The organism is Streptomyces smaragdinus, from assembly GCF_009604385.1.
GTDB lineage: Bacteria > Actinomycetota > Actinomycetes > Streptomycetales > Streptomycetaceae > Streptomyces > Streptomyces smaragdinus.
Genome location: NZ_WEGJ01000004.1, coordinates 35,791 through 49,249, shown reverse-complemented (window position 1 = coordinate 49,249; position 13,459 = coordinate 35,791). Strand labels below are relative to the sequence as shown.

Here is a 13,459-nt window from a genome sequence, read left to right as displayed (position 1 = left end):
CATGCCGTACGCAGCGATCACCTACCGGGTCAAGCCCGGCCACGAGGACGAGATCGCCGAGATTTTCGCCGCGTTCAAGCGCGTCGACACCCCCGACTTCACCGACGAGGACGGGGACGCGGCGGGCCGGCTGCTGGGCACCGGCGTGTTCATCAAGGACGACGTGATGGTGCGGGTCATCCACTACGAGGGCGACTTCGCCGCGGTGGGCCGGCACATGGCCCGGCAGAAGGGCGTGCACATCCTCGAGGGCAAGCTGCAGCGGTATCTGGCCGAGGAGCGCGACACCACCACGCCGGAGGGCTTCGCCGCGTACTTCCGCGACGCCACGATGCGCTCCGTCGCCCAGCTGACGGTGGACACCCACCCCGCCGGCGCGTAGGCGGGACGTGACCATGACCGACGCGCTGGGGGTGGCGGCGCTCCTGGGGAGCGGAGTGACCGCCGGGGTGCTGTTCGCGGTGGCGCTGAGCGTGCTGCCGGCTCTGTTCGCCATGCCCGCCGGCACCTACGTGTACGCGCACAAGCTGCTCGGCCGCAACTGGGACCCGACGATGCCGGCGGTGGTGCTCGGGTCCTGCGCCCTGAGCACCGCGCTCGCCGTGGTCGCCGGCGGCGCCGCGCGCGCGCTGTTCGCCGCCGCCGCGGCGCTGCTGCTGGGCGTCTCCGCGGTGTCCCATCTGTGCAACGTGCCCATCAACCGGCGGGTGAAGGCGGTCACCGACCCCGACACGCTGCCGGCCGACTGGAGCGACCCGCGGCCGCTGTGGCGCCGCTGGCATCTGCTCCGCACCGGGCTGGCGATCGCGGCGCTCGTCGTGAACGCGGCCGGGGTCACCGCACTCTGACGGACCGCCGGCGGGCGGGGGACCGGCCGGTCCCCCGCCCGCCGGCGGCTTCCCGCGCCGTCTCAGGCCGGCGCGTGGTCCCGTACCGACATCTGCGCCATGCAGGTCAGCAGGCTCCGCTCGAACGTGGCCACGAACCCCTCGACGGTGTCCGTGGCGCGAGGCCGCGACAGATACGGGGCCAGCTTCTCCTCGACCTCCCGCACGCCCGGCTGGACCGCCATGTGGCGGGCGATGTCCGCCAGCTCGCCCTCGTACTCGATGACCCGGACCATCGTGGCGTCCCGGATGAACACGGCGGTCGACAGGATCCGCGCCGACTGCGCGCCGGTCGCGTCCCTGACCACGGGGGAGCCCACGCGGCGGAAGCCGGTGAAGATCTCGGTGATCTCCTTCTCGAAACCGGGCTTGATGTCGTAGGTGATCGCGGCGAACGGCATGGCAGCTCCTCGCATCCTCGCGGACGGGTACGAACGGGCGGCGGACACACGGGTCCTGTCTGCCATGGCGCCAAAGCCCGGTCGCCTCCCGCTCGAGGGCCGCCACAGCCCGCCCCGGCCCGCCGCCCGGGGTGTCCACGCCGATTCGAGCCCGCCCCTAGCGTCCGCTGCGACGGTTCCCGCGCCGCTGTAAGTCCAGGCCGCACAAGGAGGCGGGCCCAGTGACCAACCAGATCACCCGAACCGTCCGGATCAACGCGGACGATGTTCAGCCCAACACCCGCCGCGGAGGCGACATCAGGACCACCCTCAGCCCCCGCACCACCGGCTGCACCTCCGGGTTCGGCGGGGTGCTCACCCTGGCGCCGGGCGACTTCGTCACCGCGCACTACCACCCGTACTCCGAGGAGTTCCTGCACGTCTTCGCCGGCGAGCTGGAGATGACGATGGACGGCACCGCCGTGCCGCTCGGTCCCGGGGACTCCCTGCTGGTGCCGATCGGTGTGGTGCACCGGCTGGTCAACACCGGCACCGAGGAGGCCCGGGCGGCGTTCCATCTGTCGCCGCTCGCCCCGCGCCCGGAGCTCGGCCACGTCGACACCGAGGAGCCGCTGCAGCCCCAGCAGCCGCACCCGCAGGTGGGTGGCCTGAAGTGAGCCGACGAGCGGTCATCACCGGAGTGGGCGTCGTGGCCCCCGGCGGAGTCGGACGGGAGGCCTTCTGGAAGCTGCTGGCCGACGGCCGCACCGCCACCCGCCGCATCACGCTCTTCGACCCCGCGCCCTTCCGCTCGCAGACCGCCGCCGAGGCGGACTTCGACCCGGTGGCCGCGGGCCTCGCCCCCCGGCAGATCCGCCGGATGGACCGGGCCGCGCAGTTCGCCGTCGTCAGCGCCCGCGAGGCGCTCGAGGACAGCGGACTGGACCGCGCGGGCCTGGCCCCCGAGCGGATCGGCGTCAGCATCGGCAGCGCCGTGGGCTGCACCATGGGCCTGGAGGAGGAGTACGTCCTGCTCAGCGACGCCGGCAAGCACTGGCTCGTCGACCACACCTACGGAGTGCCGCACCTGTACGGCTACATGGTGCCCAGCACCCTGGCCGTCGAGGTCGCCTGGGAGGCCCGGGCGGAGGGGCCGGTGGCGCTGATCTCCACCGGCTGCACCTCCGGCCTGGACGCCGTGGGCCACGGCATCCAGCTGATCGAGGAGGGCTCCGCCGACGTCGTCCTGGCCGGGGCCACCGACGCCCCGCTGTCACCCATCACCGCGGCCTGCTTCGACGCCATCAAGGCCACCTCGCCCAACAACGACGACCCCGAGCACGCCTCGCGCCCCTTCGACGCCGAGCGCGACGGGTTCGTCCTCGGGGAAGGCTCGGCCGTCCTGGTGCTGGAGGAGAAGGCGGCGGCCGAGGCGCGCGGCGCCCGGATCTACGGCGAGGTCGTCGGCTTCGCCGGCCGCAGCAACGCCTTCCACATGACCGGGCTGAAGGCCAACGGCCGGGAGATGGCCGAGGCGATCAAGGTCGCGCTGGACCGGGCGAAGCTGGACCCCACCGCCGTCGACTACATCAACGCCCACGGCTCGGGCACCAAGCAGAACGACCGCCACGAGACGGCCGCGTTCAAGCGCAGCCTGGGCGAACACGCGTACCGGGTCCCGGTCAGCTCCATCAAGTCCATGGTCGGCCACTCCCTGGGGGCCATCGGCTCCATCGAGGTCGCCGCGTGCGCGCTGGCCCTCGAACGCCAGGTGGTGCCGCCCACGGCGAATCTGCACCACCCCGACCCCGAGTGCGATCTGGACTACGTGCCGCTGACCGCCCGCGAGCACCGGATGGACGTGGCGCTGAGCGTCGGCAGCGGCTTCGGCGGGTTCCAGAGCGCCGTGCTGCTGGCCCGGCCGGGAGCCGTCGAGTACGAGGGGAGCGGATCGTGAGCGGTACCGCCGTGGTCACCGGACTGGGGATCGTCGCCCCCACCGGCATCGGCATCGAGAGCCACTGGAACGCGGTCCTGGAGGGCGCCTCGGCGATCCGTCCGATCAGCCGCTTCGACGCCTCCGGCTACCCGGTGCGCCTCGCCGGCGAGGTACGGGACTTCGACACGAAGGCGCGGGTGCCCAGCCGGCTGGTCGCGCAGACCGACCGCTGGACCCATCTGGGCCTGGCCGCCGCCGACGCCGCGCTGGCGGACGCCGGGGTGACGCCGGCGGAACTCCCCGAGTACGAGATGGCGGTGGTGACCGCCGCCTCCTCGGGCGGCACCGAGTTCGGCCAGCACGAGATGGAGAACCTGTACCAGCACGACCCCGAGTGGGTCGGCGCGTACCAGTCGATCGCCTGGTTCTACGCCGCGACGACGGGCCAGATCTCCATCCGGCACGGCATGCGCGGCCCCTGCGGCGTCATCTGCTGCGAACAGGCCGGCGGGCTGGACGCCGTGGGCCAGGCCCGGCGGCTGATCCGCAGCGGATCGCGGCTGGTGATGTCCGGCGGCACCGACGCGTCCCTGTGCCCGTACGGGCTGACCGCCCAGCTCACCAACGGCAACCTCGCCACCGGCAAGGACGCGGCCCGCGCCTACGTCCCCTTCGACGCCGAGGCCCGCGGTTACCTCCCCGGCGAGGGCGGCGCGCTGCTGGTCCTCGAGGACGAGGCGGCGGCGCGGGCCCGGGGCGCCGAGCGGATCTACGGCCGGATCCTCGGCTACGCGGCCGGCTTTGACCCCCCGCCCGGCTCCGACCGCGGCCCCGCCCTGGCCCGTACGATCACCGCCGCCCTCACCGACGCGGAGCTCGAACCCGCCGCCGTGGACGTGGTGTTCGCCGACGCGGCGGGCGTACCCGAGGCCGACCGGGCGGAGGCCGGGGCGCTGGCGGAGATCTTCGGCCCCGGCGGCGTGCCGGTCACCGCGCCCAAGACCCTGACCGGCCGGCTCTACGGCGGCGGCGCCGCCCTGGACACGGCCACCGCCCTGCTCGCCCTGCGCGACCAGGTGATCCCGCACACCGTGGGCCCCACGGAGCCCGCCCCCGGCTACGCGATCGACCTGGTGCTCGGCGAGCCCCGGCACCAGCGGCTGGACACCGCCCTCGTCGTGGCCCGCGGCCACGGCGGCTTCAACGCGGCGGTCGTCCTCGGCCGCGCCTGACCGACCACACCCTGGATCAAGAGAGGACCCGGAGGAACGCCATGGCGGGCCACACCGACAACAGCATCGTGATCGACGCACCGATGGACCTGGTCTGGGAGCTGACCAACGACCTCAAGTCCTGGCCCCAGCTCTTCAGCGAGTACGCCTCGGTCGACGTCATCGAGGAGGACGGCCGGGAGATCACCTTCCGGCTGACCATGCACCCCGACGAGGACGGCACCGTGTGGAGCTGGGTCTCCAAGCGCGTCCCCGACCCGGTGACCCGCACCGTCGACGCCCACCGGGTGGAGACCGGGCCGTTCGAGTTCATGAACATCCACTGGGAGTACACCGACGCCGCGTCCGGCGGCGTCACGATGCGCTGGGTCCAGGACTTCCACATGAAGCCCGCCGCCCCCGTCGACGACGCCGGGATGACCGAGCACCTCAACCGCAACACGGCCGTCCAGATGAAGCTCATCAAGGAGAAGGTCGAAGCGGCCGCGGCCCGGCGGAGCCGGCCGTGATCGAGGTCGTCGCCCCCGTCGTACTGCTGGTCAACGGGCTGGCGGCCGGGGTGCTGCTGGGCACCCTGCTCGGCGGCTTCCCGCTGCTCGCCTCGCTGCCCGACGACCGCTACGTCCACGCCCACGCGTTCTTCGCCACCCGCTACGACCCGGCCATGCCGCTGTGTCTGCTCGCCACCCTGGCCGGCGACGTCTGGCTCGGCCTGCTCGCGGACGACCCGGCGGCCCGGACCCTGTTCTGGGCCGGAGCGGTGCTGGCGGCGGTCACCGTCACCATCTCGCTCACCCAGAACGTCCCGGTCAACAAGTGGGTGCAGACCCTGGACCCGGACAACCTGCCCGAGAACTTCGCCGCCGTCGACCCCCGTTGGCGCTGGGGCGCGTGGAACCAGCGGCGCGGCGCGATCACCGTACTCACGCTGCTGCTGAACTGCGCGGGCGTCGCGCTCCTGCTCTGACCACACCAACTCCCGGAGGAACAACCATGGATCTCGGGCTGAAAGGAAAGAAGGCCCTGGTCACCGGCGGCAGTCGGGGCGTCGGCCGGGGCATCGTCCGGGCGCTGGCCCAGGCCGGCGCCGACGTGCTCACCTGCTACCAGCAGGAGAGCGAGGCCGTCGTCTCGCTGCGCAACGAGCTGAAGGAGACCGACGGCGACCACCACGTCGTGCGCGCGGACGTCTCCGACCCCGGCAACGTGACCGATCTGCTGGCCGAGGCCGGCGAGCGCTACGGGCATCTCGACGTGGTCGTCAACAACGCCGGTGCCATCAGCCACATCCCGTACGCCGAGCTGCCGCTCGAGGAGTGGCGGCGGGTCGTGGACACCAACCTCACCGGCGTGCATCTGGTGATCCAGGGCGCCCTGCCGCTGCTCGGCGCCGGCTCCTCGGTGATCAGCATCGGCTCCAAGGCCGTGGAGGCGGGCATCCCGCTGCGGTCGCACTACACCGCCACCAAGGCGGCGCTGGTGGGCTTCAACCGCTCGCTGGCCAAGGAGTTCGGCGACCGGGGCATCCGGTTCAACATCGTCGCGCTCGGCGTGATCGAGACGGAGAACCTGCACAAGATGCCCGACGAGATGAAGGCCCAGCTCGTCGAGCGGTACAGCGCCAAGACCGCGCTGCACCGGCTCGGCACCCCCGACGAGGTCGCCGGCGCCGTGCTGTGGCTGTCGAGCGACCTGTCCCGGTACGTCACCGGGGCGACCATCTGCGTGGACGGAGGCATCTCCTGATGAGCACGGCGAAGCCCGAGGGACCGTACCGGGTCATCCTCCGCATGGTGATCAACGCGGGTCTCGAGGAGGATTTCGAGAAGGCGTGGACCGGCAGCACCGAGGCCGTCACCGGCCACCCGGCCTGTCTGGGCCAGAGCCTGTCGAAGTCCACCGACGAGGACCACATCTACTACATCGTCAGCGACTGGGTGGACGAGCCGGGCTTCCGCGCCTTCGAGTCCAGCGACGCCCATCTGGCGCACCGCGAGCGGCTGCACCCGTACCGCTCGCAGGGCTCGTACAACACCATGCACGTCAAGGCCCGGATCGAGGGCAAGGCGCACGCGGATGCCGGGGTCTGAGGTCCGGGTCCTGGTCTACCAGGCGGCCCACGACGAGGAACAGCTGGAGGCGGTGCGCGCCGCGTACCACCTGGTCAGCAAACGGCTGGCCGGGGTGGCGGGGATGCTCGGGAACGAACTCCTGCGCTCCCCGGCCGATCCCACCGCCCTGGTCGTGGTCAGCCGCTGGCGCGACCTGGATGCCTTCCTGCGCTGGGAGCAGGGCGACGGACACCGCAACGACACGGCGCCGCTGCGCCCGTACCGGGACACCCGGCACCCGGTCCCCTTCGGGATCTACGAGGTGGAGGCGGCGTACTAGACGCCGGCCCCGGCCGTGCCGCAGGAGAGACGAACGAGGAGCGTGGGGATGACCACCACCGTACGGACGGGGCGTGGGACCGAGAGCGAGCAGGCGTCGTGGATCTCCTGCCCGGGCTGCCGCTCGCTGGTCTACGGCAGACGCTACGCCCGGCTGCTGCGGGTCTGCCCGGAGTGCGGCGCGCACGACCGGCTGGACGCACCCAGCCGGATCGCCCAGCTCTTCGACCCCGGCAGCGTCCGGCCGGTGCCGGTCCCGGCCACCCAGTTCAACCCGCTGGACTTCGTCGACCAGCGCCCGTACACCGAACGCCTGCAGCAGGCCCGGCAGAAGACCGGGCAGCAGGACTCCGTGCTGGTGGTGCACGGCCGGATCGGGGGTACGGCCCTGATCGCCGCGGTGATGGACTTCCGCTTCTTCGGCGGCAGCCTCGGCGTCGCCGCCGGCGAGGCGGTCACCACCGCCGCCGAGACCGCGCTGGCCGAGCGGCTGCCGCTGCTCATCGTGACCGCGTCGGGCGGGGCGCGGATGCAGGAGGGCGCCCTGTCCCTGATGCAGATGGCCAAGACCTCGAACGCGCTGGCCGAGCTCGACGAGGCGGGGCTGCTCACCGTCACCCTGGTCACGGACCCCACGTACGGCGGAGTGGCCGCGTCCTTCGCCACCCTCACCGACGTGGTGGTCGCCGAGCCCCGGGCCCGGATGGGCTTCGCGGGCCCGCGGGTGATCGAGCAGACCATCCGCCAGAAGGTGCCCGACGGCTTCCAGACCGCCGAGTTCCTGCTCGAGCACGGGCTGGTCGACGACGTGTGGCCGCGCACCGAACTGCGCGCCCGGCTCAGCCGGCTGCTGGCCGTCGCCGGCGAGCCGCCCGCGTCCTGGGGCGAGGGCGAGGACGACCCCACGGTCACCGACAGCCAGCTGCTGGACCAGCTGCCCGCCTGGGACTGCGTCCAGCTGGCCCGCGAGGCCGGCCGGCCCACCGCGCTGGAGCACATCGGCTCCTGGCTGGACGGCTTCGTGGAGCTGCACGGCGACCGGGCCGGCGAGGAGTGCCGGTCCGTCGTCGGGGGCGTGGGGATGCTCGACGGGCTGGCGGTGATGGTGATCGGCCACCAGAAGGGTCACACCACCGCCGAACTCGTCGACCGCAACTTCGGGATGCCCTCGCCCGCCGGCTACCGCAAGTCCGCCCGGCTGATGCGGCTGGCCGCGAAGCTGGGGCTGCCGGTCGTGACGCTGATCGATACCCCGGGCGCCTATCCGGGGCTCACCGCGGAGGAGCGCGGGCAGTCCGTGGCCATCGCGGAGAACCTCAAGCTGATGGGGTCGCTGCCGGTCCCGGTGGTGGCGGTGGTGACCGGCGAGGGCGGCAGCGGCGGGGCGCTGGCCCTGGGCGTCGCCGACCGGGTGCTGATGTGCGCCAACGCCACCTATTCGGTGATCAGTCCGGAGGGCTGTGCGGCGATCCTGTGGAAGAACGCGGCGGAGGCCGCCGTGGCCGCCGACGAACTCGGCCTGGACGCCGCGTCGCTGCTGCGGCTGGGCATCGTCGACGGGGTCGTCCCCGAACCGCCCGGGGGCGGTCACACCGACACCGCCGCGCTGAGCGACTCCGTCCGGCGCGCCGTCGTGGCGGCCCTGCGGGAGGTACGGGCCGCCGACGGCGGCCCGGTCACCCGGCGGGCCCGTTTCCGGCGGTTCGGCCTGACGACGGGCCAGGAACTTCGTACATGAATCAAAACAACCGCTACGGCAGGTATGACGGAGATGTATTCATGAGCGAGCTCACCAAGGACAGCCCGCGGTCCCGGACAACGGACACCGTCGGTCTGGAGTACGACAACAGTGGTCTGGCCCTCACCGACATCTGCCGGAGCATCGCGGAGGTGGTCCGGGTCGGACCCAGCCACCCCCGCCGGGTGCGCGTCGCGCTCGGCGCGGCCAGCGTCGAGGTGGAATGGGACGAGAACCCGGACGGCGCCGACGGCGGATCGTCACTGCCGGCCGACGAGGACATCCCGCAGGGCCACCGCGAGTGCGCCCCGCTGGTCGGCACCTTCTACGTGGCGCCCGCGCCCACCGCCCCGCCCTTCGTCCAGGTCGGCGACCAGGTGGAGAAGGGACAGCAGCTCGGCATCATCGAGGCGATGAAGCTGATGAACCCGGTGGAGGCCACCCGCTCCGGGCGGGTGGTGGAGGTGCTCGTCGCCGACGGGGAGCCGGTCGAGTACGGCCAGCCCCTGGTGCTGCTCGCCACCGACGAGCACGGCTGAGGAGGACCGCGGCCCATGGCATTCGACACCATCCTGATCGCGAACCGCGGCGAGATCGCCCTGCGCGTCATCCGCAGCTGCCGCGAACTGGGCATCCGCACGGTGGCCGTGTACTCCACCGCCGACCGCGACTGCGCCCACGTCCGCGCGGCGGACACCGCGGTGCAGATCGGTCCCGGCGCGCCCCGCAAGAGCTATCTGTGCGCCCCCGCCGTCATCGAGGCGGCGCTGCGCACCGGCGCCGACGCCGTCCATCCCGGGTACGGATTCCTCTCCGAGGACCCGGACTTCGCCGAGATCTGCGCGGAGAACGGCCTGGCCTTCATCGGCCCCCGCCCCGATGTGCTGTCCAGGCTCGGCGACAAGGCCGTGGCCCGGGCCCTGATGACGGAGGCCGGGCTGCCGGTGCTGCCCGGCAGCCCCGGCACGGTCGACAGCGCGGCGGAGGTCTCCGACCTGGCCGCGCGGATCGGCTTCCCGCTGATCATCAAGGCGGCGGCGGGCGGCGGCGGCCGCGGCATGACCGTGGTGCGCCGGCCCGGCGACCTGCTGCCGGCGTACCGGCAGACCCGGGCGACCGCGCAGGCCGTCTTCGGGGACAACCGGGTTTATCTGGAGCGCTACTGCGACAGCGCCCGCCATGTCGAGGTGCAGGTCCTCGCCGACAACCACGGCCAGGTGCTGCATCTGGGCGAGCGCGACTGCTCCGTGCAGCGCCGGCACCAGAAGCTCATCGAGGAGAGCCCGGGCCCCGGGCTGCACCGCGAGCTGACCCGGGCCATGGCCCGCGCCGCGGTGCGCGGGGCCCGCTCGGTGGACTACACCGGCGTCGGCACCTTCGAGTTCCTGGTGCACGACGAGGGCTTCTCCTTCATGGAGATGAACTGCCGGATCCAGGTCGAACACCCCGTCACCGAGGCCGTGTACGGCGTCGACCTGGTGCGCGAGCAGATCCTGGTCGCCGCGGGGGAGCGGCTGCGGCACAGCCAGGAGGACCTGGTGCCGCGCGGTACGGCCGTGGAGTGCCGGGTCAACGCCGAGGACCCCGACCGGGACTTCGCGCCCAGCCCGGGGCTGCTGGAGGAGTACGTGCCGCCGGGCGGCCCCTTCGTCCGCGTCGACACCCACGGCTATCCCGGCTGGCGGATCCCGCCGCAGTACGACTCGCTGCTGGCGAAGGTCATCGCCTGGGGCCCGGACCGGCTGACGGCGCTGGACCGGATGGACCGGGCGCTGGCGGAGTTCCGGATCGCCGGCCCGGGGGTGCGCACCACGATCCCGCTGCTGCGCAAGGTGGTGGCCCACGAGGTCTTCCGCGAGGGCAAGCACGACACCTCGTTCCTGGCGGCCTCGGGCCTGTGAGGCCGCGGTAGGACGACAGGAAGGGGGCGGGCCGCGGGCCCGCCCCCTTCGTCGTGCGCCCCTCGTGCGGCTGCCCGCCCGGGAGGTCCCGGACGGGCAGCCGCAACCGTGCTCGCCGTACGCGGGTCAGCCGGCCTTGCGGCACACCAGCAGCGTGTCGTAGTCGCTGAGCGGGGAGGCCTCGACCGATGCGAAGCCGGCCTTGTGCGCGTGCGAGACGACCTCGGCGGCCGGGTATTCCGAGCCGCCGTCGGTGACCAGCAGCATGTCGAGGCTGATCACCAGGTTCTCGACGTACGCCGGACCGTCCTCGAGCATCCGGTCGTACACCAGCAGCGCGCCGCCGGGGTTCACGGCCCCGAAGGCCTTGGCGACGATCTTCTCGCGCTGCTCCGCGTCCCAGTCGTGCAGGACGTGGCCCAGGGTGACCACGTCGGCGGTGACGGGGATGTCGTCGGTGAAGAAGCTGCCGCCGTGGAAGTTCATCTTGCCCGTGAGACCGCGCTCGGCGATCTTCTCGTCGAACAGCGGCTCCATCTGCGGGAGGTCGAAGACGTGACCTGTCAGATGGGGCCGGGAGCCGACGATGATGGAGCACAGGTTGCCGCGGCAGCCGCCGATGTCCAGCACCGAGCCGTACGGGCCCCAGTCGAAGGCCTCCACCAGCTCGGGGCCGACGACGTTGGTGAGGGCGTCCATCATCCCGGTGAACTGCCGCAGGATCTGCGGGTTCTGGATGACGACGTCGAAGTGGCTGCCGGACTGCTGCTCGCCGGTGCGCAGCGCGTCGGTGAGCTTGCCCCAGGCGGGGTAGAGGTTGCGGTTGGAGCGCTCGACGAACCCGCCGACGTACTCCTTCTCCCCCTGGACGAGGAAGGAGTCGGCGCCCTTGGCGTTGCCGTACCTGCCGCCCCTGCGCTCCAGCAGACCGAGCGCCGTGAGCAGGTTCAGCCAGTCGGACAGCCCGCGTCCGTGCAGCCCGTGGGCCTGGCGGATCTCCTCCTCGGTGGCGGGTCCGGTCTCGCGCAGCTTGGTGAAGAGCCCGAGTTCGACGGCGGTCATCAGGGCCTTCGCGTCGCAGAACGCGTTGCTCAGCCGGATGATCCCGGCGGACGTGCTGACATCCAGGCCGGTGTGCGACATGCGCGGAACTCCTTCCGGATACGGCCCGTGCCGGGCGCCGGGCCGTTTGCCCGAGAGTCCCCGCCACCGCTGGAAGCCGCCTCGAAGCGGGCTGGGGAGAGCCGGCGGACAGCGGTGCTCCACCGCGCCTCTAGCCCGACTGGTTAGCAAAGGGGGGCGCCGTGGACGCCCGGCCGCAGAACCGTCATCCGAAGGGGATGTGCATGACTGACGTGAGGATCCCGATACTGATCATCGGGGGAGGCCCCGTAGGTCTGGCCACCGCGCTCTTCTGTGGTAGGCGAGGAGTACGGACCATGGTGCTGGAGAAGCGGGACGCCACCTCGATGCTTCCCCGCGCCCCGGGCCTGCAGGCCCGGACGATGGAGCTGTTCCGCGCCGCCGGCATCGGCAAGGAGATCCGGGCGCTCGAACAGGGCAACTCCCACGAGTACTTCGAGGGCGGCATCATCAAGGTCGACACCTTCGCGGACATCGACAATGCGGAGCTGCTCGAGTCGCCGACCCTGGACGGCGAGACCGTCAGCCCCGAGCGGGTCATGGGCTGCGGGCAGGACCGCTACGAGAAGGTGCTGGTGGCCAAGGCCGAGGAGTTCGGGGCCACGGTCCGCTTCACCACCAGGCTGATCTCCTTCGAGCAGGACGACGAGGGAGTCACCGCGATCGCGGAGGAGACCCGTACCGGCGAGCGCTTCACCATCCGCGCCGACTACCTGGTCGGGGCGGACGGCGCCGGCAGCGGCGTCCGCACCGCGCTCGGCGTGGAACGCACCGGCCGCGGCACGGTGTTCAACGCCCTGAGCATCTACTTCCGCGCGCCCGAGCTGGAGGGGCTGCTGAAGGACAAGAAGTTCATCCTCTGCTACGCCTCCGCCGGCGGTTCGCTGATGGGCCTGTCCCGGCTGCACGGCCGCGACCCGTGGCTGGCCGCGCCCATCTACTACCCGGAGAAGGGCGAGAAGCCCGAGGACTACACCGACGAGCGGTGCGTGGACATCGTGCGCCGCGCCGCCGGCAAGGACATCGACGTCGAGATCTTCGCCAAGGTGCCGTGGCAGGGCGCCCAGCTGGTCTCCGAGACCTTCCGGGCCGGCCGGGTATTCCTGGCGGGCGACGCCGCGCACGTGCACCCGCCGGCCGGCGGCTTCGGCGCCAACACCGGTATCCACGACGCGCACAACCTGGCGTGGAAGCTGGCCGCCGTGCAGGACGGCTGGGGCACCGACGCCCTGCTGGACACCTACGACGCGGAGCGGCGCCGGGTCGGTACGGCGATGTCGGAGCAGGCGCTGGTGCGCAACCGGATCCGTCACGGCTACGCCACCGACCAGGACAAGAAGGACTTCGTCGACGACGTCATCATCACCCTCGGCTACCGCTACCGGTCCAGCTCGATCGTGAACCCCGAGGACACCCGGGTGCTCACGCCCGACCTGGTGCTGAACGGCGAGGCGGGCACCCGTGCCCCGCACGTGTGGCTGAGCCGCGGGGACGGGACGATCTCGTCGATCGACCTGTTCTGGGACGACTTCGTACTGCTCACCGGCCCGGACGGGGGCCCGTGGGCCGAGGCGGCGAAGGAGGCCGCGGACCGGCTCGGCGTTCCGCTGCGCACCTATGCCGTGGGCCCCGGCGAGGAGTTGTCGCCGGTCGACCGCGACTGGGCCGAGGTCTACGGGGTCGGGCCCGGCGGCGCGGTCCTGGTGCGGCCGGACGCGTTCGTGTCCTGGCGTGCCGTCGGTCCCGTCGACGACCCGAAGGCGGTGCTCGGCGACGTGATCGCCCGCGCGTCCGGCCTGACCACCGGGGAGAGTGCCCCGGCCGTCTGACGCGATCTTCGTCCCTGTGC

At 72.3% G+C, this 13,459-nt stretch carries 16 protein-coding genes; 14 read left to right on the top strand and 2 right to left on the bottom strand.

The window, feature by feature from the left end; all coding sequences use genetic code 11:
• Position 1 precedes the first annotated feature (1 nt).
• Together SRB5_RS08850 and SRB5_RS08845 are read left to right on the top strand one after the other, a co-directional pair.
• Positions 2–382: a SchA/CurD-like domain-containing protein gene (locus tag SRB5_RS08850; protein WP_153450945.1), complete on the top strand. Its 381-nt coding sequence runs from the start codon at positions 2–4 to the stop codon at positions 380–382.
• Positions 383–395: 13 nt separating this feature from the next.
• Positions 396–848, top strand: coding sequence for an anthrone oxygenase family protein (locus SRB5_RS08845; RefSeq protein WP_153450944.1), 453 nt, complete (start codon positions 396–398; stop codon positions 846–848).
• A gap of 62 nt (positions 849–910) precedes the next feature.
• Here the strand turns inward: SRB5_RS08845 and SRB5_RS08840 are convergent, their stop codons facing one another.
• On the bottom strand, positions 911–1,288 hold the full coding sequence (locus tag SRB5_RS08840) for a SchA/CurD-like domain-containing protein (protein ID WP_153450943.1): 378 nt from the start codon (positions 1,286–1,288) through the stop codon (positions 911–913).
• Positions 1,289–1,509: 221 nt separating this feature from the next.
• On the opposite strand from SRB5_RS08840, the gene SRB5_RS08835 reads away from it, so the two are divergent.
• Genes SRB5_RS08835 through accC form a run of 11 tightly spaced genes read left to right on the top strand, consistent with a single transcriptional unit; the run spans position 1,510 to position 10,467 of the window.
• Positions 1,510–1,944, top strand: a complete 435-nt coding sequence (locus tag SRB5_RS08835; RefSeq protein WP_323377327.1) for a cupin domain-containing protein — start codon at positions 1,510–1,512, stop codon at positions 1,942–1,944.
• Positions 1,941–3,224, top strand: a complete 1,284-nt coding sequence (locus tag SRB5_RS08830) for a beta-ketoacyl-[acyl-carrier-protein] synthase family protein (RefSeq protein ID WP_323377325.1) — start codon at positions 1,941–1,943, stop codon at positions 3,222–3,224. Before SRB5_RS08835 ends, SRB5_RS08830 begins: the two co-directional genes overlap by 4 nt.
• Complete coding sequence (locus SRB5_RS08825) at positions 3,221–4,438, top strand: ketosynthase chain-length factor (RefSeq protein ID WP_323377323.1); 1,218 nt, start codon at positions 3,221–3,223, stop codon at positions 4,436–4,438. The genes SRB5_RS08830 and SRB5_RS08825 overlap by 4 nt, the downstream gene beginning before the upstream one ends.
• A 41-nt stretch (positions 4,439–4,479) precedes the next feature.
• The gene (locus tag SRB5_RS08820) at positions 4,480–4,947 is read left to right on the top strand and encodes an SRPBCC family protein (protein WP_153450941.1); all 468 of its coding nucleotides are present in this window, start codon (positions 4,480–4,482) and stop codon (positions 4,945–4,947) included.
• Positions 4,944–5,405, top strand: coding sequence for a DUF1772 domain-containing protein (locus SRB5_RS08815; RefSeq protein WP_323377320.1), 462 nt, complete (start codon positions 4,944–4,946; stop codon positions 5,403–5,405). The genes SRB5_RS08820 and SRB5_RS08815 overlap by 4 nt, the downstream gene beginning before the upstream one ends.
• A 26-nt stretch (positions 5,406–5,431) precedes the next feature.
• Complete coding sequence (locus SRB5_RS08810) at positions 5,432–6,184, top strand: SDR family NAD(P)-dependent oxidoreductase (protein WP_153450940.1); 753 nt, start codon at positions 5,432–5,434, stop codon at positions 6,182–6,184.
• On the top strand, positions 6,184–6,528 hold the full coding sequence (locus SRB5_RS08805; protein WP_153450939.1) for an antibiotic biosynthesis monooxygenase family protein: 345 nt from the start codon (positions 6,184–6,186) through the stop codon (positions 6,526–6,528). Before SRB5_RS08810 ends, SRB5_RS08805 begins: the two co-directional genes overlap by 1 nt.
• Positions 6,515–6,829 carry an antibiotic biosynthesis monooxygenase family protein gene (locus tag SRB5_RS08800; RefSeq protein WP_153450938.1) on the top strand — a complete coding sequence of 105 codons (315 nt, stop codon included), beginning with the start codon at positions 6,515–6,517 and terminating at the stop codon, positions 6,827–6,829. The genes SRB5_RS08805 and SRB5_RS08800 overlap by 14 nt, the downstream gene beginning before the upstream one ends.
• Before the next feature lie 48 nt (positions 6,830–6,877).
• Positions 6,878–8,566: an acetyl-CoA carboxylase, carboxyltransferase subunit beta gene (gene accD, locus SRB5_RS08795; protein WP_153450937.1), complete on the top strand. Its 1,689-nt coding sequence runs from the start codon at positions 6,878–6,880 to the stop codon at positions 8,564–8,566.
• 41 nt (positions 8,567–8,607) lie between these two features.
• Complete coding sequence (locus SRB5_RS08790; RefSeq protein WP_153450936.1) at positions 8,608–9,105, top strand: acetyl-CoA carboxylase biotin carboxyl carrier protein; 498 nt, start codon at positions 8,608–8,610, stop codon at positions 9,103–9,105.
• A 15-nt stretch (positions 9,106–9,120) separates the two neighbouring features.
• Positions 9,121–10,467 (top strand): acetyl-CoA carboxylase biotin carboxylase subunit, encoded by a 1,347-nt coding sequence (accC, locus tag SRB5_RS08785; RefSeq protein ID WP_153450935.1) that lies wholly within the window; start codon positions 9,121–9,123, stop codon positions 10,465–10,467.
• A 126-nt stretch (positions 10,468–10,593) separates the two neighbouring features.
• Here the strand turns inward: accC and SRB5_RS08780 are convergent, their stop codons facing one another.
• Complete coding sequence (locus SRB5_RS08780; protein ID WP_153450934.1) at positions 10,594–11,610, bottom strand: methyltransferase; 1,017 nt, start codon at positions 11,608–11,610, stop codon at positions 10,594–10,596.
• Positions 11,611–11,813: 203 nt separating this feature from the next.
• Between SRB5_RS08780 and SRB5_RS08775 the strand changes: the two genes are divergently transcribed.
• Entirely contained in the window at positions 11,814–13,439 is a 1,626-nt protein-coding gene (locus tag SRB5_RS08775) for an FAD-dependent oxidoreductase (protein ID WP_153450933.1), read from the top strand.
• Positions 13,440–13,459 lie beyond the last annotated feature (20 nt).

Coding starts and splice junctions, on each gene's coding strand:
- SRB5_RS08850 (WP_153450945.1), top strand. CDS start 2: ATGCCGTACGCAGCGATCACCTACCGGGTCAAGCCCGGCCACGAGGAC.
- SRB5_RS08845 (WP_153450944.1), top strand. CDS start 396: ATGACCGACGCGCTGGGGGTGGCGGCGCTCCTGGGGAGCGGAGTGACC.
- SRB5_RS08840 (WP_153450943.1), bottom strand. CDS start 1,288: ATGCCGTTCGCCGCGATCACCTACGACATCAAGCCCGGTTTCGAGAAG.
- SRB5_RS08820 (WP_153450941.1), top strand. CDS start 4,480: ATGGCGGGCCACACCGACAACAGCATCGTGATCGACGCACCGATGGAC.
- SRB5_RS08810 (WP_153450940.1), top strand. CDS start 5,432: ATGGATCTCGGGCTGAAAGGAAAGAAGGCCCTGGTCACCGGCGGCAGT.
- SRB5_RS08805 (WP_153450939.1), top strand. CDS start 6,184: ATGAGCACGGCGAAGCCCGAGGGACCGTACCGGGTCATCCTCCGCATG.
- SRB5_RS08800 (WP_153450938.1), top strand. CDS start 6,515: ATGCCGGGGTCTGAGGTCCGGGTCCTGGTCTACCAGGCGGCCCACGAC.
- accD (WP_153450937.1), top strand. CDS start 6,878: ATGACCACCACCGTACGGACGGGGCGTGGGACCGAGAGCGAGCAGGCG.
- SRB5_RS08790 (WP_153450936.1), top strand. CDS start 8,608: ATGAGCGAGCTCACCAAGGACAGCCCGCGGTCCCGGACAACGGACACC.
- accC (WP_153450935.1), top strand. CDS start 9,121: ATGGCATTCGACACCATCCTGATCGCGAACCGCGGCGAGATCGCCCTG.
- SRB5_RS08780 (WP_153450934.1), bottom strand. CDS start 11,610: ATGTCGCACACCGGCCTGGATGTCAGCACGTCCGCCGGGATCATCCGG.
- SRB5_RS08775 (WP_153450933.1), top strand. CDS start 11,814: ATGACTGACGTGAGGATCCCGATACTGATCATCGGGGGAGGCCCCGTA.